The sequence below is a fragment of the Erwinia sp. E602 genome, from assembly GCF_018141005.1.
In the GTDB taxonomy this organism is placed as follows: domain Bacteria; phylum Pseudomonadota; class Gammaproteobacteria; order Enterobacterales; family Enterobacteriaceae; genus Erwinia.
In genome coordinates, this window is the sequence record NZ_CP046582.1 from 386,301 (window position 1) to 408,403 (window position 22,103).

A 22,103-nucleotide genomic window follows, 5' to 3' on the forward strand; every position below is an offset into this window, starting at 1 on the left:
GCTGATGTTACAACCAAAGCGTACAAAATTCCGTAAAGTGCACAAAGGCCGCAACCGTGGTCTGGCGCAGGGTACGGATGTTAGCTTCGGTACTTTCGGTCTGAAAGCTGTTGGCCGTGGTCGTCTGACTGCACGTCAGATCGAAGCAGCACGTCGTGCTATGACCCGTGCAGTTAAGCGTCAAGGTAAAATTTGGATCCGTGTATTCCCGGACAAACCAATTACCGAGAAGCCGCTGGAAGTGCGTATGGGTAAAGGTAAAGGTAACGTGGAGTATTGGGTTGCCTTGATCCAGCCAGGTAAAGTCCTGTATGAAATGGACGGTGTTCCGGAAGAGCTGGCCCGTGAAGCATTCAAGCTGGCAGCAGCAAAACTGCCTATCAAAACCACCTTTGTAACTAAGACGGTGATGTAATGAAAGCAACTGAGCTGCGTGAAAAAAGCGTTGAAGAGCTTAACACTGAGCTGCTTAATCTGCTGCGTGAGCAATTTAACCTGCGCATGCAGGCAGCATCTGGCCAACTTCAACAGACTCATGTCCTGAAGAATGTTCGTCGTGATGTTGCACGCGTTAAGACTTTACTGACTGAGAAGGCGGGTGCGTAATGACCGATAAAATCCGTACTCTGCAAGGTCGTGTGACTAGTGACAAAATGGAGAAATCCATCGTTGTCTCTATCGAACGTGTTGTGAAACACCCGATCTACGGGAAGTTCATCAAGCGTACGACCAAACTGCACGTACACGACGAGAACAACGAATGTGGTATCGGCGACGTGGTTGAAATCCGCGAATGCCGTCCACTGTCCAAGACTAAGTCCTGGACGCTGGTTCGCGTTGTAGAGAAAGCGATTCTGTAATAGAATTCGCCTTCTCTAAAAATAAGATGAACGGCTCGACAGGGCCGTTCATTTTTTCTACCCATATGCGAGAAGTGGTGTTATAATGCCGCGCCCTCAATTGTGGGGCTTTTAATCGACCTGAATCAGGTCCCGAAGTAGTAGTTGACATTAGCGGAGCACTAAAATGATCCAAGAACAGACTATGCTGACCGTCGCCGACAACTCCGGTGCACGTCGCGTAATGTGTATCAAGGTTCTGGGTGGCTCGCACCGTCGCTACGCAGGCGTAGGCGACATCATCAAAATTACCATCAAGGAAGCAATTCCTCGCGGTAAGGTTAAGAAGGGTGATGTGCTGAAAGCGGTAGTGGTGCGCACCAGGAAGGGTGTTCGTCGCCCGGACGGTTCTGTCATTCGCTTCGATGGTAATGCATGCGTTATTTTAAACAATAACAGCGAGCAGCCTATCGGAACGCGTATTTTTGGGCCGGTAACTCGTGAACTTCGTACTGAAAAGTTCATGAAAATTATCTCTCTGGCACCAGAAGTACTCTAAGGAGCGAAAAATGGCAGCTAAAATCCGTCGCGATGACGAAGTTATCGTTCTTACCGGTAAAGATAAAGGTAAGCGCGGTAAAGTAAAAAATGTTCTGTCTGCAGGAAAACTGATCGTTGAAGGTATCAACCTGGTGAAGAAACATCAGAAGCCGGTTCCGGCTCTGAACCAACCAGGTGGCATCGTTGAAAAAGAAGCTGCTATTCAGGTTTCTAACGTTGCGCTGTTCAACTCGGCAACCGGTAAGGCTGACCGTGTAGGCTTTAGATTCGAAGACGGCAAAAAAGTCCGTTTCTTCAAGTCTAATAGTGAAACTATCAAGTAATTTGGAGTAGTACGATGGCGAAACTGCATGATTACTACAAAGACGAAGTAGTTAAAAAACTCATGACTGAGTTTAGCTACAATTCTGTCATGCAAGTCCCTCGGGTCGAGAAGATCACCCTGAACATGGGTGTTGGTGAAGCGATCGCTGACAAGAAACTGCTGGATAACGCAGCAGCTGACCTGGCAGCAATCTCCGGCCAAAAGCCGTTTATCACCAAAGCACGCAAATCAGTTGCAGGCTTCAAAATCCGTCAGGGCTATCCGATCGGCTGTAAAGTAACTCTGCGTGGCGAACGCATGTGGGAGTTCTTTGAGCGTCTGATCTCTATTGCTGTTCCACGTATTCGTGACTTCCGCGGCCTGTCTGCTAAGTCATTCGATGGTCGTGGTAACTACAGCATGGGCGTTCGTGAGCAGATCATCTTCCCAGAAATCGACTACGATAAAGTCGATCGCGTTCGTGGTTTGGATATCACCATTACCACTACTGCGAAATCTGACGATGAAGGCCGTGCACTGCTGGCTGCTTTTGACTTCCCGTTCCGCAAGTAAGGTAGGGTTACTTCATGGCTAAGCAATCGATGAAGGCACGCGAAGTTGTTCGCGTAAAACTGGCTGATAAATACCGCGCTAAACGCGAGGAATTGAAAGCTATCATCTCTAGTGTGAACTCATCCGACGAAGATCGTTGGAATGCTGTTCTCAAGCTGCAAACTCTGCCGCGTGATTCCAGCCCGTCCCGTCAGCGTAACCGCTGCCGCCAGACTGGTCGTCCACATGGTTATGTGGGCAAATTCGGGTTGAGCCGTATCAAGCTGCGTGAAGCCGCCATGCGCGGTGAAGTGCCTGGCTTGAAAAAGGCTAGCTGGTAATTACCAATTGAATCACGGGAGTAAATACAGATGAGCATGCAAGATCCGATCGCGGATATGCTGACCCGTATCCGTAACGGTCAGGCCGCTAACAAAGTTGCGGTCACCATGCCTTCCTCCAAGCTGAAAGTGGCAATTGCTGCTGTGCTGAAAGAAGAAGGCTATGTCGAAGAATTTAAAGTTGTAGGCGACATCAAGCAAGAACTGGAACTGACTCTTAAGTATTTCCAGGGCAAAGCTGTGGTAGAGAGCATTCAGCGTGTTAGCCGTCCAGGTCTGCGCATTTATAAGCGCAAAGACGAACTGCCAAAAGTTATGGCTGGACTGGGTATCGCTGTTATTTCTACCTCTAAAGGTGTTATGACCGATCGTGCAGCGCGCCAAGCTGGTCTTGGTGGCGAAATTATCTGCTACGTAGCTTAATCGGAGGAAACTAATGTCTCGTGTTGCTAAAGCACCTGTCGTTATTCCTGCCGGCGTAGAGGTAAAACTCGACGGTCAGGTAATTTCGATTAAAGGTAAAAACGGCGAGCTGACTCGTACTATTAACAGCGCTGTTGAAGTTAAGCATGCTGACAACGTCCTGACTTTCGCTCCGCGCGAAGGTTTTTCAGACGCTTGGGCGCAGGCTGGTACTTCTCGTGCCCTGCTGAACGGTATGGTTATCGGTGTTACCGAAGGCTTCACTAAGAAGCTGCAGCTGGTTGGTGTAGGTTATCGTGCAGCCATCAAAGGCAACGCAGTGAGTTTAGCTCTTGGCTTCTCTCACCCAGTTGAGCATGCGCTGCCAGCGGGGATCACTGCTGAATGTCCAACTCAGACTGAAATCGTGCTGAAAGGCGCTGATAAACAGCTGATTGGTCAGGTTGCAGCAGATCTGCGCGCCTACCGTCGTCCTGAGCCTTATAAAGGCAAGGGTGTTCGTTACGCCGACGAAGTCGTGCGTACCAAAGAGGCTAAGAAGAAGTAAGGTAACACTATGGATAAGAAATCTGCTCGTATCCGTCGTGCGACCCGCGCACGTCGCAAGCTCAAAGAGCTGGGTGCTACTCGCCTGGTGGTACATCGTACCCCGCGTCATATTTACGCACAGGTAATCGCACCTAACGGTTCTGAAATCCTGGTGGCTGCTTCTACAGTAGAAAAAGCTATCAGTGAGCAACTGAAGTACACTGGAAACAAAGACGCTGCTGCTGCTGTTGGTAAAGCAGTTGCTGAACGCGCAATCGAAAAAGGCATCACTGGTGTTTCTTTCGACCGTTCTGGTTTCCAATATCATGGTCGTGTCCAGGCACTGGCAGATGCTGCCCGTGAAGCTGGCCTACAGTTCTAAGGTAGAGGTGTAAGATGGCACACATCGAAAAACAAGCTGGCGAACTGCAGGAAAAGCTGATCGCGGTAAATCGCGTATCTAAAACCGTAAAAGGTGGTCGTATTTTCTCCTTCACAGCTCTGACTGTTGTTGGTGACGGTAATGGCCGCATCGGTTTTGGTTACGGTAAAGCGCGTGAAGTTCCAGCAGCGATCCAGAAAGCGATGGAAAAAGCCCGTCGCAATATGATTAACGTCGCGCTGAACAACGGCACCCTGCAGCACCCTGTTAAAGGCGTGCACACAGGTTCTCGCGTGTTCATGCAGCCTGCTTCTGAAGGTACCGGTATCATTGCCGGCGGTGCAATGCGCGCCGTTCTGGAAGTCGCTGGGGTTCATAACGTTCTGGCTAAAGCCTACGGTTCCACCAACCCGATTAACGTGGTTCGTGCAACTCTGGATGGCCTGGCCAACATGAATTCTCCAGAGATGGTTGCTGCCAAGCGTGGCAAATCCGTTGAAGACATTCTGGGGTAATGACCATGGCTAAGACTATTAAAATTACTCAAACCCGTAGTTCGATCGGCCGTCTGCCTAAACATAAGGCAACGCTGCTTGGCCTGGGTCTGCGTCGTATTAACCACACCGTAGAGCGCGAAGACACGCCAGCTGTACGCGGCATGGTTAACGCGATTTCCTACATGGTTAAAGTGGAGGAGTAACAGATGCGTTTAAATACTCTGTCTCCGGCCGACGGTTCTAAGCACGCTTCCAAGCGTCTGGGTCGTGGTATCGGTTCTGGCCTCGGTAAAACCGGCGGTCGTGGTCACAAAGGTCAGAACTCTCGTTCTGGCGGTGGCGTGCGTCGTGGGTTCGAAGGCGGCCAGATGCCTCTGTACCGTCGTCTGCCGAAGTTCGGTTTCACCTCGCGTAAAGCAATGGTGACAACTGAAGTTCGTCTGTCTGACCTGGCGAAAGTTGAAGGCGGCATCGTCGACCTGAACACGCTGAAAGCGGCAAACATTATCGGTATTCAGATTGAGTTCGCGAAAGTGATCCTGTCTGGTGAAGTTTCTGTACCGGTAACAATCCGCGGTCTGCGTGTGACCAAAGGCGCTCGTGTTGCAATCGAAGCTGCCGGCGGGAAAATTGAGGAATAAGTAGCAGATGGCTAAACAACCGGGATTAGATTTTCAAAGTGCCAAAGGGGGTTTTGGCGAACTGAAACGCAGACTTCTGTTTGTGATCGGGGCGCTGATTGTTTTCCGTATTGGCTCTTTTATTCCAATCCCTGGTATTGATGCCACTGTACTTGCCAAGTTGCTTGAGCAACAGCGTGGCACCATCATTGAGATGTTTAACATGTTCTCTGGTGGTGCTCTGAGCCGTGCTTCTATCTTTGCCCTGGGTATTATGCCGTACATTTCGGCCTCTATTATTATCCAGCTGCTGACGGTGGTTCATCCCGCGTTAGCTGAAATCAAGAAAGAAGGGGAGGCTGGCCGTCGTAAGATAAGCCAGTACACCCGTTACGGTACTCTGGTACTCGGTATATTCCAGGCGGTCGGTATTGCTACCGGCCTGCCGAATATGCCTGGAATGCAAGGTCTGGTGTTAAACCCTGGCTTCGCCTTCTACTTTACCGCTGTTGTCAGCCTGGTCACCGGAACAATGTTCCTGATGTGGCTGGGTGAGCAGATTACTGAACGAGGTATCGGCAACGGTATCTCGATCATAATCTTCGCGGGTATCGTTGCGGGTCTACCGCCGGCCATTGGCCATACCATCGAGCAAGCGCGGCAAGGCGACCTGCACTTCCTCCTGTTGCTGTTGGTTGCAGTTCTCGTATTTGCAGTGACCTTCTTCGTTGTTTTCGTTGAGCGTGGTCAACGCCGCATTGTGGTGAACTATGCGAAACGTCAGCAAGGCCGTCGTGTCTATGCTGCGCAGAGCACACATTTACCGTTGAAAGTGAACATGGCCGGGGTTATCCCAGCGATCTTCGCCTCCAGCATCATTCTGTTCCCGGCAACCATCGCGTCATGGTTCGGGGGCGGTACGGGCTGGAACTGGTTGACAACTATTTCGATGTATTTGCAACCAGGTCAGCCGCTTTATGTGTTACTCTATGCGACTGCAATCATCTTCTTCTGTTTCTTCTACACAGCGTTGGTGTTCAACCCACGTGAAACAGCAGATAACCTGAAGAAGTCTGGTGCATTTGTACCAGGTATTCGTCCGGGAGAACAAACGGCGAAGTACATCGATAAAGTAATGACGCGTTTAACCCTTATCGGGGCGCTGTACATTACCTTTATCTGCCTGATCCCGGAGTTCATGCGTGATGCGATGAAAGTTCCATTCTACTTCGGCGGTACATCACTGCTGATCGTAGTGGTTGTCATCATGGACTTTATGGCTCAAGTGCAAACTCTGATGATGTCTAGTCAGTACGAGTCTGCATTGAAGAAAGCAAACCTGAAGGGCTACGGCCGTTAATTCAGGCGCTTGAGAAGTTACGGAGAGTAAAAATGAAAGTTCGTGCTTCCGTCAAGAAATTATGTCGTAACTGCAAAATCATCCGTCGCGACGGCGTCGTACGTGTGATCTGCAGCGCCGAGCCAAAGCATAAACAGCGCCAAGGCTGATTTAATCGCATATTTTTCTTGCAAAGTTGGGTTGAGCTGGCTAGATTAGCCAGCCAATCTTTTGTATGTCTATGCGTTTCCATTTGAGTATCCTGAAAACGGGCTTTTCGGCATGGGACGCATAAGTAATTTAATAGGAGTGCATAGTGGCCCGTATAGCAGGCATTAACATTCCTGATCAGAAACATACCGTTATTGCATTAACTGCAATCTTCGGCATCGGTAAAACCCGCTCACAGGCTATCTGTGCAGCAACGGGTATTGCTGAAAATGTTAAGATCAGAGAGCTGTCTGAAGAGCAAATCGACATTCTGCGTGACGCTGTTGCAAAGTATGTTGTTGAAGGCGATCTGCGTCGTGAAATTACCCTGAGCATCAAGCGTCTTATGGACCTTGGCTGCTATCGTGGTTTACGCCATCGTCGTGGTCTTCCAGTACGCGGTCAGCGTACCAAGACCAACGCACGTACCCGTAAGGGTCCGCGTAAACCGATCAAGAAATAATCGGGGTGATTGAATAATGGCAAAGGCACCAGTTCGTGCACGTAAGCGTGTAAGAAAGCAAGTCTCTGATGGCGTGGCTCATGTCCATGCATCTTTCAACAACACCATCGTCACTATTACCGATCGTCAGGGTAATGCGCTGGGTTGGGCAACAGCCGGTGGTTCCGGTTTCCGTGGTTCTCGTAAATCTACGCCGTTCGCTGCACAGGTTGCTGCTGAACGTTGCGCAGAGGCCGTGAAAGATTACGGTATTAAGAACTTGGAAGTTATGGTTAAGGGTCCAGGTCCAGGCCGCGAATCAACGATTCGTGCTCTGAACGCTGCTGGTTTCCGCATCACTAATATTACTGATGTGACTCCGATCCCTCACAACGGTTGTCGTCCGCCGAAAAAACGTCGCGTATAACGCCCCGTTTTTTAGGAATGTTGGAGAAAGAAAATGGCAAGATATTTGGGTCCTAAGCTCAAGCTGAGCCGTCGTGAAGGCACAGACCTGTTCCTTAAGTCTGGCGTTCGCGCGATTGATACCAAGTGTAAGATTGAACAAGCTCCTGGTCAGCACGGTGCGCGCAAGCCACGTCTGTCTGACTATGGCGTACAGTTACGTGAAAAGCAGAAAGTTCGTCGTATCTACGGCGTGCTGGAGCGTCAGTTCCGTAACTATTATAAAGAAGCAGCACGTCTGAAAGGCAACACCGGTGCAAACCTGTTAGCTCTGCTGGAAGGTCGTCTGGATAACGTTGTTTACCGTATGGGCTTTGGCGCCACTCGTGCAGAAGCACGTCAGCTGGTTAGCCACAAATCTGTTATGGTAAACGGTCGCGTTGTCAGCATCGCTTCTTATCAGGTAACTCCGAATGACGTTGTTAGCATCCGTGAGAAAGCCAAAAAGCAGTCTCGCGTGAAAGCCGCTCTGGAGCTGGCTGAGCAGCGTGAAAAGCCAACCTGGCTGGAAGTTGATGCGACTAAGATGGAAGGTGTGTTCAAGCGTATTCCTGAACGTACCGATCTGTCTGCGGACATTAACGAACACCTGATCGTCGAGCTTTACTCCAAGTAAGGCTTAGTACCAAAGAGAGGACACAATGCAGGGTTCTGTGACAGAGTTTCTAAAACCGCGCCTGGTAGATATCGAGCAAGTGAGTTCGACGCACGCCAAGGTGACCCTTGAGCCTTTAGAGCGTGGCTTTGGCCATACTCTTGGTAACGCGCTGCGCCGTATTCTGCTTTCATCAATGCCGGGTTGCGCGGTGACCGAGGTTGAAATTGATGGTGTACTGCATGAGTACAGCACCAAAGAGGGTGTACAGGAAGATATCCTGGAAATCCTGCTCAACCTTAAAGGTTTGGCGGTAAGAGTTCAGGGCAAAGATGAAGTTATTCTTACTCTGAATAAATCTGGCATTGGCCCTGTGACTGCAGCCGATATCACCCATGATGGTGATGTCGAAATCGTCAAGCCGCAGCACCTGATCTGCCATCTGACCGATGAGAACGCCGCTATCAGCATGCGTATCAAAGTTCAGCGTGGTCGTGGTTATGTGCCGGCGTCTGCCCGAATTCATTCGGAAGAAGATGAGCGCCCGATCGGTCGTCTGTTAGTCGACGCCTGCTACAGCCCTGTAGAGCGTATTGCCTACAATGTTGAAGCAGCGCGTGTTGAACAGCGTACTGACCTGGACAAGCTGGTCATCGAAATGGAAACCAACGGCACTATCGATCCTGAAGAAGCGATCCGCCGTGCGGCTACCATCCTGGCAGAACAACTTGAAGCTTTCGTTGACTTACGTGATGTTCGTCAGCCGGAAGTTAAAGAAGAGAAACCAGAATTCGATCCGATCTTGCTGCGCCCTGTTGACGATCTGGAATTGACTGTCCGCTCTGCTAACTGCCTTAAGGCAGAAGCTATCCACTACATCGGTGATCTGGTACAGCGTACCGAGGTTGAGCTGCTTAAAACGCCTAACCTTGGTAAAAAATCTCTTACTGAGATTAAAGATGTGCTGGCTTCTCGTGGTCTGTCTCTGGGCATGCGCCTGGAAAACTGGCCGCCAGCTAGCATTGCTGATGAATAACCCGATCACAGGTTAAGGTTTCACTGAGAAGGATAAGGTCATGCGCCATCGTAAGAGTGGTCGTCAACTGAACCGCAACAGCAGCCATCGTCAGGCTATGTTCCGCAACATGGCTGGCTCTTTGGTTCGTCACGAGATTATCAAGACGACCCTGCCAAAAGCGAAAGAGCTGCGTCGCGTAGTTGAGCCGCTGATTACTCTTGCCAAGACCGACAGCGTAGCTAATCGTCGTCTGGCATTCGCCCGTACTCGTGATAACGAGATCGTGGCAAAACTGTTTAACGAGCTGGGCCCGCGTTTCGCGAGCCGTGCCGGTGGTTACACTCGCATTCTGAAGTGTGGCTTCCGCGCTGGTGACAACGCTCCGATGGCTTACATCGAGCTGGTTGATCGTCCAGAAGCTCAAGCAGAAGCTGCTGCAGAGTAATCTGTAGTTGCAACGTAAAAAAACCGGGCTTGCCCGGTTTTTTTATATCCAAAATTCCTCTGCTCGTCATCTCCCCCGAAACTGCGCTATGCTAACCCACTCTTTCATCCAGGCAGCCATGTCGAATATCGGCCGGCTATCAGGCTAACCTGTTCCGCAGGGAAAACCGCTTGCGTTTCACTGAGGAGAAGTTATGTACCGCATCGGGCAACTGGCAAATCTGGCTGACGTCACGCCGGACACCATTCGTTTCTATGAGAAGCAACAGATGATGGATCATCAGGTCCGTACTGAGGGCGGCTTTCGGCTTTACAGTGAGAACGACCTGCAGCGACTGAAGTTTATTCGCTATGGTCGCCAGCTGGGTTTCACCCTGGAGGCGATCCGCGAACTGCTGTCGATCCGCGTCGACCCTGAGCATCATACCTGTCAGGAGTCGAAATCGATCGTACAGAAGCGTCTGAACGAGGTGGAGAGCATGATCGCCGAGCTGCAGCATATGCACCGTTCGCTGACGCGGCTCAATGATGCCTGCTGCGGCACCGCGCACAGTAGCCGGTACTGTTCCATTCTGGAAGCTCTCGAGCAGGGGGCCAGCACATCAAACGCTAAAGCGGCAGATTGAAATTCAGCGAATAGCGGACTATATTTATCGCCGCTAATCACACAAAGGAGAGATCCATGACCCGCTATCAACACAAGAAAGGCATTATCCGCGATAACGCACTTGAAGCCCTGTTGCATGACCCGTTGTTTAAAATCAGAGTTGAAGAAAATCAGAAGGGCAAAGGCAGCTACCGGCGCAAAGCAAAACACGCACAGAAAGGTAACTGGGAGGCCAGTGGTAAAGCCGCTAACAGCGACGTTACCACTGGCCTTCTGCTTTCTCGGGCAAAAAAAACGCCAGCTCTCAGACTGGCGGTTTTACTGACAGGCTGACCGGTTATTACAGCGGTTTGTTATTCTGTTCTTTCAGCAGGTCGCGGATTTCTGACAGCAGGGTCTCTTCCGCTGAAGGTTTGGCTACCGGTTTCTCGACTTCTTTCTTTTTATAGAGCCTGTTCATCAGCTTGATGGCCATGAAGATGGCAAACGCAACGATAACAAAATCAAACACCGTCTGCAGGAACGCACCATACTCCATCACCACGGCCGGGGTGGCGCCATCAGCGGGCTTAAGCACCCAGCTAAACTGTTTAAAGTCGACACCACCGATCAGCAACCCCAGCGGCGGCATAATGATATTTGCTACCAGTGATGAGACGATCTTGCCAAACGCCGCACCAATAATGACACCCACCGCCAGATCGACGACGTTGCCACGCATCGCGAAATCGCGAAACTCTTTGAATAAACTCATGCTTCTCTCCATTCCTGTGCCAATGATACAAGTCTAACAAACGATCGCACTTTTTCCATAACGTGAAAAGATTAATCCTTAACGCCCGCCCAGTCCCGAACTGCCAACTGCCTGGGTCGCGATTACAGAAAGAACGGACTGGGCTGAAACAGACGCTCAACATCAGGGACGAATTTTTTATCGGTCAGGAACATGATCACATGATCGCCCTGCTCAATGCGCAGATCGTTACTGGCGATCATCACATCGTTACCGCGCACCACGCCGCCGATGATGGTGCCCGGTGGGAGTTTGATCTCTTCGATCATCCGGCCCACCACCCGCGAGGTGGACTCTTCACCGTGGGCAATCGCCTCGATCGCTTCCGCCACGCCGCGGCGCAGGGAAGAGACGCCGACGATATCTGCTTTACGCACATGGCTCAGCAGAGCCGAAATGGTGGCCTGCTGCGGGGAGATGGCAATGTCGATCACGCTGCCCTGCACCAGGTCAACATAGGCGCGGCGCTGGATCAGCACCATCGCTTTCTTCGCTCCCATCCGCTTGGCGAGCATCGCGGACATGATGTTGGCCTCGTCATCGTTGGTGATGGCGATAAACAGATCGATCTGATCGATATGCTCTTCGGCCAACAGCTCCTGATCCGAGGCGTCGCCGTAAAACACGATAGTGTTCTGCAGGTTCTCTGCCAGTTCTGCGGCACGTTGCTGGTCACGCTCGATCAGCTTCACGCTGTAGTTTTTCTCCAGCCGCTGCGCCAGGCCAAAGCCGATGTTGCCGCCGCCGACGATCATTATGCGCTTATAAGGCTTCTCCAGACGTTGATACTCACTCATCACCGCCCGAATGTGCTGGCTGGCGGCGATAAAGAATACTTCATCCCCGGCCTCGATCACCGTCGATCCCTGCGGGCGGATCGGACGGTCCTGGCGAAAGATTGCCACCACGCGGGTATCAATGTGTGGCATATGATCGCGCATGATCGACAGGGCGTTCCCCACCAGTGGCCCACCGTAGTAGGCTTTGACGACCGCAAGGCTGACTTTGCCTTCGGCAAAGTTAACCACCTGCAGCGCACCCGGATACTCGATCAGCCGGTAGATATTGTCGATCACCAGCTGTTCGGGAGAGATCAGATGGTCGATCGGCACGGCTTCAGGGATAAACAGCTTATCTGCGGCGCGGATGTAGTCCGGCGCGCGGATACGGGCGATGCGGTTTGGGGTGTTAAACAGCGAATAGGCAACCTGACAGGCGATCATATTGGTTTCGTCAGAGTTGGTCACGGCAACCAGCATGTCGGCATCTTCCGCGCCGGCGTCCCGCAGCACGCGTGGATGCGAACCATGGCCCTGAACCACCCGCAGATCAAACTTATCCTGCAGCTGGCGCAGACGAAGAGGGTCTGTGTCGACCACGGTAATATCGTTGTTTTCACCGACAAGGTTCTCTGCGAGCGTACCGCCAACCTGTCCTGCGCCAAGAATGATAATTTTCATGATATTCAGTCTGTCTGGTGATCGTGCGGGTTATGGCACCGCGGGACGGTGCCATCTCTGTTACTGTTTTATCAATTTAGCGTAGTAGAAGCCATCACCGCCTTCCGGCTGTGGGAACACCTGAATGCCCGGCTGCTGCTGGGTGCCGGTTTCCGTCAGTCGGGCATCGGCGTGGCGCTGCAGAAATGCGCTTATCTGCAGGTGATTCTCTTCCGGCAAAATTGAGCAGGTGGCGTAAAGCAGAGTGCCGCCGGTTTTCAGGTGCGGCCAGACCGCATCGAGGATCTGCTGCTGCAGCGCGGCCAGTTCAGGGATATCGCGATCGCGGCGCAGCCATTTGATATCCGGATGGCGACGAATCACACCGGTGGCCGAACAGGGGGCATCCAGTAAGATACGGTCGAACTGCCGATCTCCACACCATTCTGCCGGCGTGCGGCCGTCTCCCTGCTTAACCTCTGCCTGCATAGCCAGGCGCTGCAGGTTCTCACTGACCCTGGTCAGGCGCTGAGCATCCACATCGACCGCCATCACCTGAGCCTGAGGTGCCGCTTCCAGAATATGGGTGGTTTTTCCGCCCGGCGCGGCGCAGAGGTCGAGAATTGACTCGCCGTTCTGCGGATCGAGCAGGGCAACGCAGCCCTGAGCGGAGGCATCCTGTACCGTGACCCAGCCCTGCTCAAATCCCGGCAGCTGGCTGACGGCGCACGGTGCCTCCAGGCGCAGCGCATCCGCATGCTCAGGGTGAGCAAACGCCTGTTTGCCGCTCTCCTGCAGCAGCTGCAGCCAGGCGTCACGGGTGTGGTGCTGGCGGTTAACGCGCAGCCACATCGGTGGGCGCTGGTTATTAGCCTCGACGATCTGCTGCCACTCTGCAGGCCAGGCCCGTTGCAGCCGTTCCAGCAGCCATTTCGGATGCAGATAACGCTGCTCGCCGACGTTCATCTGCTGTGTAAGCTCTTCCTGCTGGCGCTGGAACTGACGCAGAACGCCGTTGATCAACCCTTTTAACTGCGGTCGCTTAAGGCTTACCGCCCCCTCGACGGTTTCCGCCAGTGCGGCATGCGCCGGAATGCGGGTAAACATCAGCTGATACAGGCCTACCATAATCAGGAAGTGCAGCACCCGCTGCTTGCCGGTCATCGGGCGGGACATCAGCCTGTTGACGATCCCCTCCAGCTGCGGCAGCGTACGCAGCACGCCGTAGCACAGCTCCTGTAACAGAGCACTGTCTTTCTCGCCCACGCTTTTCTGTGCGGCAGGCAGCACGTTACTGAGAGACTGCCCTTGCTCAATGACTTTTTCGAGAGTCTGCGCGGCAACGCTGCGTAAATTGATCTTTGTTTTCATAGTGAGATTCGCAAGTCAAACGGCCCGGCAATGCTGCCGGGCGGGGGGATCAGGCAATGATATTGCCAGGCGTAAACCATTCACGGCGGGAGTTAAGCAGGTCCTGAGCTTTCATCGCTTTTTTACCTGCGGGTTGCAGCTCTTCAATATTCAGCACGCCATTCGCGGTCACCACCTGAATGCCCTGCTTATCTGCCTGCAGAATTTCGCCCGGCTGATGGCCGTTGACCGCAGGCAGCACCGAGGCTTTCCAGACTTTAACCGGCTGTTCATCAATGATGAAATAGCTGACCGGCCACGGGTTAAACGCACGGACGCAGCGCTCCAGCTGGGCGGCAGACAGCGACCAGTCCAGACGCGCTTCCTCTTTACTCAGCTTCTCAGCGTAGCTGACCCGCGCTTCGTCCTGCACTTCTGCCTCTGCGGTGCCGTCGGCTAACTGCTGCAGCGTGGTGAGCATGCCGGTCGGCCCAAGCTGTGCCAGCTTGTCATACAGCGTGGCGCTGGTATCGGTTGGCTCAATCGGCAGCGCCAGCTTATGCAGCATATCGCCAGTATCGAGGCCAACGTCCATCTGCATGATGGTCACGCCCGTTTCGGCATCACCGGCCCACAGTGAGCGTTGGATCGGGGCGGCACCACGCCACAGCGGCAGCAGCGAACCGTGGACGTTGATGCAGCCAAGCCGCGGCATCTCCAGCACGGCTTTCGGCAGAATCAGGCCATAGGCCACTACCACCATCACGTCAGCGTTCAGCTGGGCGACCAGCTGCTGGTTCTCTTCGGGGCGTAGCGACTTAGGCTGATACACCGGGATCTGATGCTGCTCAGCCAGTTGTTTAACCGGGCTGGCAGTCAGCTTATTGCCGCGGCCGGCGGGGCGATCGGGCTGAGTAAATACGCCGACGATCTGGTGCCCGGAAGACAACAGCGCGTCAAGATGACGCGCTGCAAAGTCAGGGGTGCCGGCAAAAATGATTTTTAACGATTCGGACACGGTGTTCCCTTTAGTCAAGGCTCTCAGTCACGGGCATTCTGGCGATACAGTTTTTCGAGCTTCTGACGGATGCGCTGACGCTTCATCGGCGAGAGATAATCAATAAACAGTTTACCGACCAGGTGATCCATTTCGTGCTGAATGCAGATCGCAAGCAGGCCATCGGCCTCCAGCTCAAAGCTGTTGCCATCACGGTCTAACGCGCGGATCTTAACTTTCTCTGAACGCGGTACCAGCGCACGCTGTTCCGGGATCGACAGGCAGCCCTCTTCGATGCCGGTTTCGCCGCTCTGTTCCAGCAGTTCCGGGTTAATTAACACCAGCGGCTGGTCGTGATTCTCTGAGACGTCAATCACGATAATACGCTGGTGAATATCGACCTGAGTAGCGGCCAGACCGATGCCTTCTTCGGCCTTCATCGTTTCAAACATATCATCAACGATACGCTGAATATCGGCGTTTACTGCCTTAACCGGGGTCGCGACGATGCGCAGGCGATCGTCAGGAAAATGTAATACCTGCAAAACTGACATAACGTTCCAGATCTGTATTCAAGGGATGAAAGAATTATTCGTCGTATTGTAGACATTTCAGTCGGTGATTGACAGCATTCACCGCAGGGAACCTTCCGCCGGAAGGGGCAAATCAGGGAAGAGACGATGTTGCCAGTCGAGTGTGCCTTGCGATTATCCGGGGTGGCGGGATTATCCAGCCTTCGTCGCCTGCAGTTGCTGGACAAACTGGTGCCGTTGCACCGGCCTGCGGGTGTGGAGCTGGCAGCAGCGGGTCTGTCTGTCGAGCAGCAGCGGGCATTCCTGGATTATGACCCTCGCATCATCGAACAAACGCTGGCGTGGCTGGAAACGGACGGCAACGTTTTCCTGACTGCCAACGACCCCCGCTACTCCGACCGGCTGAGAAACATCAGTAATTTCCCGTTGATGTTATTCGTGCAGGGTGATGCGGCACTGCTATCGTCGCCACAGCTGGCGGTGGTCGGTAGCCGCAACTGTTCCCATTATGGCCGCGAGTGGGGCAGCTGGTTCTGCCAGGCGCTGGCGCTGAGTGGGCTGACCATCACCAGCGGCCTGGCGCTGGGCGTTGACAGCGTGGCGCATCGTGCGGCGCTGGAGGTACAGGGAAAAACGCTGGCGGTGTTGGGGTGCGGGCTGAGCACCATCTATCCTGCTCGCAACCGGCTGCTGGCCCGCCAGATTGTCGACGCCGGGGGCACGCTGGTCTCGGAATTTCCTCTGCACCTGCCGCCGGTGGCCAGCCATTTTCCCCGCCGTAACCGGATCATCAGCGGGTTAAGTCTGGGCGTGCTGGTGGTGGAAGCGGCGATGCGCAGCGGGTCGCTGGTGACGGCACGGCTGGCGCTGGAGCAAAACCGCGACATTTTCGCGCTGCCAGGCGCGCTGGGAAATCCCGGCAGTGAAGGAACCCACTGGCTTATTCAACAGGGGGCGTTGCTGGTTGCCCATCCAAATAATATTATTGAACAGTTACAGAGCGATTTGACCTGGCTGCCCGAACGGCCACAGTTGGTAAACATTTCCACAGAGAGTGGCATTCCTTCATTGCCATTTCCCGAGCTGTTGGCTAACGTAGGAGATGAGGTTACACCTGTTGACGTCGTCGCTGAACGTGCCGGCCAACCTGTGCCAGCCATCGTAGCTAAGCTGCTTGAGCTGGAGTTAGCAGGGTGGATCGCAGCTGTACCCGGCGGCTATGTCCGATTGAGGAGGGCAAGCCATGTTCGACGTTCTAATGTACTTATTTGAAACCTATATCCATAGCGATGCCGAAATGCGCGTCGATCAGGATAAGCTGACTGATGATTTAACCGACGCCGGTTTTCATCGTGAAGATATTTATAATGCGTTGAACTGGTTGGAAAAGCTGGGAGATTATCAGGATGGTCTGGTCGCTCCGATTCAGCTGGCATCCGATCCGCTGTCTATGCGTATCTACACCGAGGAAGAGGGCCATCGTTTAGATGCCAATTGTCGCGGCTTTATTCTGTTCCTTGAGCAAATTCAGGTGCTGAATCTGGACACCCGCGAAATGGTTATCGAACGTATTATGGCGCTGGATACCCTCGAGTTTGATCTGGACGATCTCAAATGGGTGGTGCTGATGGTGCTGTTTAACATCCCGGGATGTGAAAATGCCTACCAGCAAATGGAAGAGCTACTTTTCGACGTCAATGAAGGTACACTGCACTGAAGATTGATCGGGTGTAGACAACGTTATGAACAAAACAGCGCTTTTCGCTGTGCACAAAAATGATCCCTGCCCCCAGTGTGGGGCAGAGCTGGTTATTCGCTCCGGAAAACACGGTGCCTTTATGGGCTGCTCACACTACCCGGAGTGCGACTTCATTCGCCCACTTCAGCGTCAGGCTGACGGGCACATCATTAAAGTACTTGAGGGACAGTTCTGTCCTGCATGCGGTGCCGAACTGGCACTGCGGCAGGGGCGCTACGGCATGTTTATCGCCTGCAGCCGCTATCCCGAATGCGATCACACCGAAACCATCGATAAACCGGATGAGACTACGCTCGCCTGCCCGCAGTGTTCCAGCGGCAAGCTGGTGCAGCGGCGCTCGCGCTACGGCAAAACCTTCCACGCCTGCGACCGTTATCCGGATTGTCAGTTTGCGGTGAATTTTACCCCGCAGGAAGGGGAGTGCGCGTACTGCCATTTCCCGTTGCTGATTGAAAAGAAAACGGCCAGAGGCGTGAAGCGTTTTTGCGCCAGTAAAGCCTGTGGAAAACCCGTCATAGCAGGAAACAGTAGTGAAGATGAATCACGTGAATGACTCTTTATCGCAGTGCGTGGCGCAGCTGCGCCAGTCAGCGGTTATTGCCTACCCGACAGAAGCGGTGTTTGGTTTAGGCTGTGACCCCGACAGCGAAGCGGCGGTAATGCAGCTGCTGGCGCTGAAACGACGCCCGGTGGAGAAGGGGTTGATCCTGATCGCTGCGGATTATCAGCAGCTGATGCCCTATATTGCCGATGAGCGGCTCACCCCTGAGCAACGCCAGCGTATGTTTTCCCGCTGGCCTGGCCCGGTGACCTGGGTACTGCCGGCAAGGGCGGATACGCCGCGCTGGCTGACCGGGCGGTTTAGCTCACTGGCGGTGCGCGTGAGCGATCATGCCGGCGTGGTTGAACTGTGCCAGGCCTTCGGTAAACCGCTGGTCTCTACCAGTGCCAATCTGACAGGTCTTGAGCCGTGCCGCAACGTGGCTGAAGTGCGGGCTCAGTTCGGTGACGATTTCCCGGTGCTGGTGGCAGAAACCGGCGGCCGTCAGAATCCTTCGGAAATTCGTGATGTCATCACCGGTGACCTTATTCGTCAGGGATAAAATACGATGTCCTCATTTGTAGTGTTCGGCAATCCGATTAATCACAGTAAATCTCCGCGCATCCATCAGCTGTTTGCTGAACAGACCGCGATTCCCCATCCTTACGATCGTCTGTGCGCACCGGTGGATGACTTTGCGGCCAGCGTGGCTGAATTCATCGCGGCGGGCGGCGGCGGTGCCAACGTGACGCTACCGTTTAAGCAGCAGGCGTTCGAGCTGGCCGATGAGCTGACCGAGCGTGCGGCGCTGGCCGGTGCGGTGAACACGCTGAAGAAGCTGGACGATGGCCGTCTGCTCGGTGACAACACCGACGGTATTGGCCTGTTAAGCGATCTTCAGCGCCAGCAGCTGATCCGGTCCGGCGATCGGATCCTGCTGATTGGGGCGGGAGGGGCCGCGCGCGGCGTGATCCTGCCGCTGCTTTCTGCTGGCTGCAGCGTGACCATTGTTAACCGCACGCACGCAAAGGCTGAGGAGCTGGCACAGCTGTTTGCCCACCACGGCGGCGTGCGGGCGCTCGCTCGTGACGAACTGGCCGGCGCAGAGTTTGAGCTGGTGATCAACGCCACCTCAAGTGGCGTATCCGGCGCGGTGCCCGACCTGCCAGCACAGCTGGTGAATAGCGGTACGCGCTGCTACGACATGTTCTATCAGGTGGGAGATACCCCGTTCCTGCACTGGTGCCGTCTGCAGGGAGCCAGCCAGATGGCTGACGGCCTGGGAATGCTGGTGGGCCAGGCTGCGCATGCCTTTATGCTGTGGCACGGCGTTATGCCGGATATCACCCCGGTGATTGCCCGGCTGAAGCAGGAGATGAGCGCGTGAACCCGGCAATAAAGGAGAGCAGGTAAAACGATCGGGGTCAGGTCTGGCTCTCTTCGGCCAGGTAGTCATCCTTCCAGCCGACATAGTTGTTCGCGGAATAGAGCAGGCCGGCAATTTCAGCCTCCGTTAACGGGCGGACTTTGCGGGCCGGGCTGCCTAAATAGAGATGGCCGCTCTCCAGCCGCTTGCCCGGCGCGACCAGGCTACCGGCACCAATCATCACATCATCCTCTATTACTACACCGTCCAGTACGATCGTTCCCATGCCAACCAGTACCCGGTTGCCAATCCTGCAGCCGTGCAGCATCACCTTATGGCCAACGGTAACATCCTCTCCAATCACCAGCGGGTGACCTTCAGGCTTTACCGCAGACTTATGGGTGACGTGCAGTACGCATCCGTCCTGGATATTGCTGCGTTTCCCGATGGTCACGCGGTTGACGTCACCGCGGATGGCGACCAGCGGCCAGATTGCCACATCATCCGCCAGCCGGACATCGCCAATCACCACGCTGCTGCTATCGACTCTCACCCGTTCGCCCAGTTGCGGACTCATACCTTTATAACTACGCAAATTCGTGCTCATGACAGCCTCTCTGTTAGATCCTTAAGGGTACGCGTTGAGACTAAACGATCCTGCAGCGCTTTTCGCCCCTTAAAAATGCCTTAAAAATGCGCGATTAGCCTGATATATCAACGAAGAGAATGAAAAGAAAGCAACCGATAAGAAAGATCTAAAAAAGGCTTGTGCATTAAATTCGGATCCCTATAATGCGCATCCATCGACACGGAACAACGGCTTACAGGCCAGCGTGTTGAGAGGTTCAGGAAGTACTCTGAATCGCCGGAAAAAACTTCTCAAAAAGAAGTTGACTCCGAAGGAGGAAAGCGTAATATACGCCACCTCGCAACAGGAAGCTTCGGCACTGATTGCACCGCTCTTTAACAATTTATCAGACAATCTGTGTGGGCACTCGCAGGATTGATATCAGACACCTTCGGGTGTCAAAAAATATCAAGTCTCACGAGTGAACACATAATGAAATTCATTATGACGTTTTACAGATGAGCATCGCTGCACTTGTTGCAGCAAATCGAACTTTTAATTGAAGAGTTTGATCATGGCTCAGATTGAACGCTGGCGGCAGGCCTAACACATGCAAGTCGAACGGTAGCACAGAGAGCTTGCTCTTGGGTGACGAGTGGCGGACGGGTGAGTAATGTCTGGGAAACTGCCCGATAGAGGGGGATAACTACTGGAAACGGTAGCTAATACCGCATAACCTCGTAAGAGCAAAGTGGGGGACCTTCGGGCCTCACGCTATCGGATGTGCCCAGATGGGATTAGCTAGTAGGTGGGGTAATGGCTCACCTAGGCGACGATCCCTAGCTGGTCTGAGAGGATGACCAGCCACACTGGAACTGAGACACGGTCCAGACTCCTACGGGAGGCAGCAGTGGGGAATATTGCACAATGGGCGCAAGCCTGATGCAGCCATGCCGCGTGTATGAAGAAGGCCTTCGGGTTGTAAAGTACTTTCAGCGGGGAGGAAGGCGATGAGGTTAATAACCTCGTCGATTGACGTTACCCGCAGAAGAAGCACCGGCTAACTCCGTGCCAGCAGCCGCGGTAATACGGAGGGTGCAAGCGTTAATCGGAATTACTGGGCGTAAAGCGCACGCAGGCGGTCTGTCAAGTCAGATGTGAAATCCCCGGGCTTAACCTGGGAACTGCATTTGAAACTGGCAGGCTAGAGTCTTGTAGAGGGGGGTAGAATTCCAGGTGTAGCGGTGAAATGCGTAGAGATCTGGAGGAATACCGGTGGCGAAGGCGGCCCCCTGGACAAAGACTGACGCTCAGGTGCGAAAGCGTGGGGAGCAAACAGGATTAGATACCCTGGTAGTCCACGCTGTAAACGATGTCGACTTGGAGGTTGTGCCCTTGAGGCGTGGCTTCCGGAGCTAACGCGTTAAGTCGACCGCCTGGGGAGTACGGCCGCAAGGTTAAAACTCAAATGAATTGACGGGGGCCCGCACAAGCGGTGGAGCATGTGGTTTAATTCGATGCAACGCGAAGAACCTTACCTGGCCTTGACATCCACGGAATTCGGCAGAGATGCCTTAGTGCCTTCGGGAACCGTGAGACAGGTGCTGCATGGCTGTCGTCAGCTCGTGTTGTGAAATGTTGGGTTAAGTCCCGCAACGAGCGCAACCCTTATCCTTTGTTGCCAGCGATTCGGTCGGGAACTCAAAGGAGACTGCCGGTGATAAACCGGAGGAAGGTGGGGATGACGTCAAGTCATCATGGCCCTTACGGCCAGGGCTACACACGTGCTACAATGGCGCATACAAAGAGAAGCGAACTCGCGAGAGCAAGCGGACCTCATAAAGTGCGTCGTAGTCCGGATCGGAGTCTGCAACTCGACTCCGTGAAGTCGGAATCGCTAGTAATCGTAGATCAGAATGCTACGGTGAATACGTTCCCGGGCCTTGTACACACCGCCCGTCACACCATGGGAGTGGGTTGCAAAAGAAGTAGGTAGCTTAACCTTCGGGAGGGCGCTTACCACTTTGTGATTCATGACTGGGGTGAAGTCGTAACAAGGTAACCGTAGGGGAACCTGCGGTTGGATCACCTCCTTACCTCAAGATACATTCCCGCGTAGTGTCCACACAGATTGTCTGATGAAAAAGTAACGAGCAGAAAACACCTCGACAGGCTTGTAGCTCAGGTGGTTAGAGCGCACCCCTGATAAGGGTGAGGTCGGTGGTTCAAGTCCACTCAGGCCTACCAAATTTCGCCTCATGCTGCGTTGTTCGGCCGTCTCGCATAGCTCACTATGCTTCGCGACCTCACGCCTTGCCTGAGACAAAATTACATTTTCTCTTTCTGAAAAGAAAAGGAAAATAACTCTCCGGAGTTGGTACTGGAAAGGTTTACTGCACGACTGTATGGGGCTATAGCTCAGCTGGGAGAGCGCCTGCCTTGCACGCAGGAGGTCAGCGGTTCGATCCCGCTTAGCTCCACCATATTGTCTGTTTTCAATACTTCAGAGTGTACTGGTTAACAGTATGCTGCGAAGTATTACGCTCTTTAAAAATCCGGAACAAGCTGAAAATTGAAACGACGTATCGTT

At 53.5% G+C, this 22,103-nt stretch carries 33 protein-coding genes, 2 tRNA genes and 1 rRNA gene; 30 read left to right on the top strand and 6 right to left on the bottom strand.

Annotated features, from left to right (window positions below; translation table 11 throughout):
- The first annotated feature begins 4 nt into the window (after positions 1-4).
- From rplP to GKQ23_RS03235, 22 genes are all read left to right on the top strand, one after another.
- Complete coding sequence (gene rplP, locus GKQ23_RS03130; RefSeq protein WP_002438716.1) at positions 5-415, top strand: 50S ribosomal protein L16; 411 nt, start codon at positions 5-7, stop codon at positions 413-415.
- Entirely contained in the window at positions 415-606 is a 192-nt protein-coding gene (gene rpmC, locus GKQ23_RS03135; RefSeq protein ID WP_048917635.1) for a 50S ribosomal protein L29, read from the top strand. Before rplP ends, rpmC begins: the two co-directional genes overlap by 1 nt.
- Complete coding sequence (gene rpsQ / locus GKQ23_RS03140) at positions 606-860, top strand: 30S ribosomal protein S17 (protein WP_056232438.1); 255 nt, start codon at positions 606-608, stop codon at positions 858-860. The genes rpmC and rpsQ overlap by 1 nt, the downstream gene beginning before the upstream one ends.
- 166 nt (positions 861-1,026) lie before the next feature.
- Positions 1,027-1,398, top strand: a complete 372-nt coding sequence (gene rplN / locus GKQ23_RS03145; RefSeq protein ID WP_015960712.1) for a 50S ribosomal protein L14 — start codon at positions 1,027-1,029, stop codon at positions 1,396-1,398.
- A 10-nt stretch (positions 1,399-1,408) separates the two neighbouring features.
- On the top strand, positions 1,409-1,723 hold the full coding sequence (rplX, locus tag GKQ23_RS03150) for a 50S ribosomal protein L24 (protein WP_056232435.1): 315 nt from the start codon (positions 1,409-1,411) through the stop codon (positions 1,721-1,723).
- Between the two features lie 14 nt (positions 1,724-1,737).
- Positions 1,738-2,277: a 50S ribosomal protein L5 gene (rplE, locus tag GKQ23_RS03155; RefSeq protein WP_056232433.1), complete on the top strand. Its 540-nt coding sequence runs from the start codon at positions 1,738-1,740 to the stop codon at positions 2,275-2,277.
- A 14-nt stretch (positions 2,278-2,291) separates the two neighbouring features.
- Complete coding sequence (rpsN, locus tag GKQ23_RS03160) at positions 2,292-2,597, top strand: 30S ribosomal protein S14 (protein ID WP_052902737.1); 306 nt, start codon at positions 2,292-2,294, stop codon at positions 2,595-2,597.
- 30 nt (positions 2,598-2,627) lie between these two features.
- Complete coding sequence (rpsH, locus tag GKQ23_RS03165; RefSeq protein WP_056232430.1) at positions 2,628-3,020, top strand: 30S ribosomal protein S8; 393 nt, start codon at positions 2,628-2,630, stop codon at positions 3,018-3,020.
- A 13-nt stretch (positions 3,021-3,033) separates the two neighbouring features.
- Complete coding sequence (rplF, locus tag GKQ23_RS03170; protein ID WP_056232427.1) at positions 3,034-3,567, top strand: 50S ribosomal protein L6; 534 nt, start codon at positions 3,034-3,036, stop codon at positions 3,565-3,567.
- Between the two features lie 9 nt (positions 3,568-3,576).
- Positions 3,577-3,930: a 50S ribosomal protein L18 gene (rplR, locus tag GKQ23_RS03175; protein ID WP_056232424.1), complete on the top strand. Its 354-nt coding sequence runs from the start codon at positions 3,577-3,579 to the stop codon at positions 3,928-3,930.
- A 14-nt stretch (positions 3,931-3,944) separates the two neighbouring features.
- Positions 3,945-4,445 (top strand): 30S ribosomal protein S5, encoded by a 501-nt coding sequence (gene rpsE / locus GKQ23_RS03180; protein ID WP_004160571.1) that lies wholly within the window; start codon positions 3,945-3,947, stop codon positions 4,443-4,445.
- Positions 4,446-4,450: 5 nt separating this feature from the next.
- Complete coding sequence (gene rpmD, locus GKQ23_RS03185) at positions 4,451-4,630, top strand: 50S ribosomal protein L30 (RefSeq protein ID WP_004160569.1); 180 nt, start codon at positions 4,451-4,453, stop codon at positions 4,628-4,630.
- A gap of 3 nt (positions 4,631-4,633) precedes the next feature.
- Positions 4,634-5,068 carry a 50S ribosomal protein L15 gene (gene rplO / locus GKQ23_RS03190; protein ID WP_056232421.1) on the top strand — a complete coding sequence of 145 codons (435 nt, stop codon included), beginning with the start codon at positions 4,634-4,636 and terminating at the stop codon, positions 5,066-5,068.
- 7 nt (positions 5,069-5,075) lie between these two features.
- On the top strand, positions 5,076-6,407 hold the full coding sequence (gene secY / locus GKQ23_RS03195) for a preprotein translocase subunit SecY (RefSeq protein ID WP_056232419.1): 1,332 nt from the start codon (positions 5,076-5,078) through the stop codon (positions 6,405-6,407).
- Positions 6,408-6,439: 32 nt separating this feature from the next.
- Positions 6,440-6,556: a 50S ribosomal protein L36 gene (gene rpmJ, locus GKQ23_RS03200; RefSeq protein WP_004160566.1), complete on the top strand. Its 117-nt coding sequence runs from the start codon at positions 6,440-6,442 to the stop codon at positions 6,554-6,556.
- A gap of 146 nt (positions 6,557-6,702) precedes the next feature.
- Positions 6,703-7,059, top strand: a complete 357-nt coding sequence (gene rpsM, locus GKQ23_RS03205; RefSeq protein ID WP_056232417.1) for a 30S ribosomal protein S13 — start codon at positions 6,703-6,705, stop codon at positions 7,057-7,059.
- 16 nt (positions 7,060-7,075) lie between these two features.
- On the top strand, positions 7,076-7,465 hold the full coding sequence (rpsK, locus tag GKQ23_RS03210; RefSeq protein WP_004160563.1) for a 30S ribosomal protein S11: 390 nt from the start codon (positions 7,076-7,078) through the stop codon (positions 7,463-7,465).
- Between the two features lie 33 nt (positions 7,466-7,498).
- Positions 7,499-8,119 (top strand): 30S ribosomal protein S4, encoded by a 621-nt coding sequence (gene rpsD, locus GKQ23_RS03215; RefSeq protein ID WP_056232414.1) that lies wholly within the window; start codon positions 7,499-7,501, stop codon positions 8,117-8,119.
- Positions 8,120-8,144: 25 nt separating this feature from the next.
- Positions 8,145-9,134, top strand: coding sequence for a DNA-directed RNA polymerase subunit alpha (gene rpoA, locus GKQ23_RS03220; protein ID WP_056232411.1), 990 nt, complete (start codon positions 8,145-8,147; stop codon positions 9,132-9,134).
- A 40-nt stretch (positions 9,135-9,174) separates the two neighbouring features.
- The gene (rplQ, locus tag GKQ23_RS03225) at positions 9,175-9,561 is read left to right on the top strand and encodes a 50S ribosomal protein L17 (protein WP_003850180.1); all 387 of its coding nucleotides are present in this window, start codon (positions 9,175-9,177) and stop codon (positions 9,559-9,561) included.
- Between the two features lie 193 nt (positions 9,562-9,754).
- Positions 9,755-10,186: a Zn(2+)-responsive transcriptional regulator gene (gene zntR, locus GKQ23_RS03230; protein WP_056232409.1), complete on the top strand. Its 432-nt coding sequence runs from the start codon at positions 9,755-9,757 to the stop codon at positions 10,184-10,186.
- A 56-nt stretch (positions 10,187-10,242) separates the two neighbouring features.
- Positions 10,243-10,500 carry an alternative ribosome-rescue factor A gene (locus GKQ23_RS03235; RefSeq protein WP_212409749.1) on the top strand — a complete coding sequence of 86 codons (258 nt, stop codon included), beginning with the start codon at positions 10,243-10,245 and terminating at the stop codon, positions 10,498-10,500.
- A gap of 7 nt (positions 10,501-10,507) precedes the next feature.
- Here the strand turns inward: GKQ23_RS03235 and mscL are convergent, their stop codons facing one another.
- The 5 genes from mscL to def form a co-directional block, all read right to left on the bottom strand.
- Entirely contained in the window at positions 10,508-10,921 is a 414-nt protein-coding gene (gene mscL / locus GKQ23_RS03240; protein ID WP_056232404.1) for a large-conductance mechanosensitive channel protein MscL, read from the bottom strand.
- Between the two features lie 122 nt (positions 10,922-11,043).
- Positions 11,044-12,420, bottom strand: a complete 1,377-nt coding sequence (gene trkA / locus GKQ23_RS03245; protein WP_056232401.1) for a Trk system potassium transporter TrkA — start codon at positions 12,418-12,420, stop codon at positions 11,044-11,046.
- A 60-nt stretch (positions 12,421-12,480) separates the two neighbouring features.
- Complete coding sequence (rsmB, locus tag GKQ23_RS03250; RefSeq protein ID WP_212409750.1) at positions 12,481-13,770, bottom strand: 16S rRNA (cytosine(967)-C(5))-methyltransferase RsmB; 1,290 nt, start codon at positions 13,768-13,770, stop codon at positions 12,481-12,483.
- 49 nt (positions 13,771-13,819) lie between these two features.
- The gene (gene fmt, locus GKQ23_RS03255) at positions 13,820-14,767 is read right to left on the bottom strand and encodes a methionyl-tRNA formyltransferase (RefSeq protein ID WP_212409751.1); all 948 of its coding nucleotides are present in this window, start codon (positions 14,765-14,767) and stop codon (positions 13,820-13,822) included.
- Positions 14,768-14,790: 23 nt separating this feature from the next.
- The gene (gene def / locus GKQ23_RS03260) at positions 14,791-15,300 is read right to left on the bottom strand and encodes a peptide deformylase (RefSeq protein ID WP_056232395.1); all 510 of its coding nucleotides are present in this window, start codon (positions 15,298-15,300) and stop codon (positions 14,791-14,793) included.
- Positions 15,301-15,426: 126 nt separating this feature from the next.
- On the opposite strand from def, the gene dprA reads away from it, so the two are divergent.
- From dprA to aroE, 5 genes are read left to right on the top strand one after another with little or no spacing between them, the layout of a single operon-like run.
- Positions 15,427-16,551, top strand: coding sequence for a DNA-protecting protein DprA (gene dprA / locus GKQ23_RS03265; RefSeq protein WP_212409752.1), 1,125 nt, complete (start codon positions 15,427-15,429; stop codon positions 16,549-16,551).
- On the top strand, positions 16,523-16,996 hold the full coding sequence (gene smg / locus GKQ23_RS03270; RefSeq protein WP_056232390.1) for a DUF494 family protein Smg: 474 nt from the start codon (positions 16,523-16,525) through the stop codon (positions 16,994-16,996). Before dprA ends, smg begins: the two co-directional genes overlap by 29 nt.
- A 25-nt stretch (positions 16,997-17,021) precedes the next feature.
- Complete coding sequence (locus GKQ23_RS03275) at positions 17,022-17,591, top strand: type I DNA topoisomerase (RefSeq protein WP_056232387.1); 570 nt, start codon at positions 17,022-17,024, stop codon at positions 17,589-17,591.
- Positions 17,575-18,141, top strand: coding sequence for an L-threonylcarbamoyladenylate synthase type 1 TsaC (gene tsaC, locus GKQ23_RS03280; RefSeq protein WP_199177702.1), 567 nt, complete (start codon positions 17,575-17,577; stop codon positions 18,139-18,141). The genes GKQ23_RS03275 and tsaC overlap by 17 nt, the downstream gene beginning before the upstream one ends.
- Before the next feature lie 6 nt (positions 18,142-18,147).
- The gene (aroE, locus tag GKQ23_RS03285; protein ID WP_212409753.1) at positions 18,148-18,966 is read left to right on the top strand and encodes a shikimate dehydrogenase; all 819 of its coding nucleotides are present in this window, start codon (positions 18,148-18,150) and stop codon (positions 18,964-18,966) included.
- 37 nt (positions 18,967-19,003) lie between these two features.
- Here aroE and GKQ23_RS03290 read toward each other — a convergent pair whose 3' ends face one another.
- Positions 19,004-19,552 (bottom strand): gamma carbonic anhydrase family protein, encoded by a 549-nt coding sequence (locus GKQ23_RS03290; RefSeq protein WP_212409754.1) that lies wholly within the window; start codon positions 19,550-19,552, stop codon positions 19,004-19,006.
- A 517-nt stretch (positions 19,553-20,069) separates the two neighbouring features.
- On the opposite strand from GKQ23_RS03290, the gene GKQ23_RS03295 reads away from it, so the two are divergent.
- The 3 genes from GKQ23_RS03295 (at position 20,070) to GKQ23_RS03305 (ending at position 21,996) form a co-directional block, all read left to right on the top strand.
- Positions 20,070-21,609 (top strand): 16S ribosomal RNA (locus GKQ23_RS03295).
- Positions 21,610-21,683: 74 nt separating this feature from the next.
- Positions 21,684-21,760 (top strand) — tRNA-Ile (locus tag GKQ23_RS03300).
- A gap of 160 nt (positions 21,761-21,920) precedes the next feature.
- Positions 21,921-21,996: transfer RNA gene (locus tag GKQ23_RS03305), tRNA-Ala, on the top strand.
- Positions 21,997-22,103: the final 107 nt, after the last annotated feature.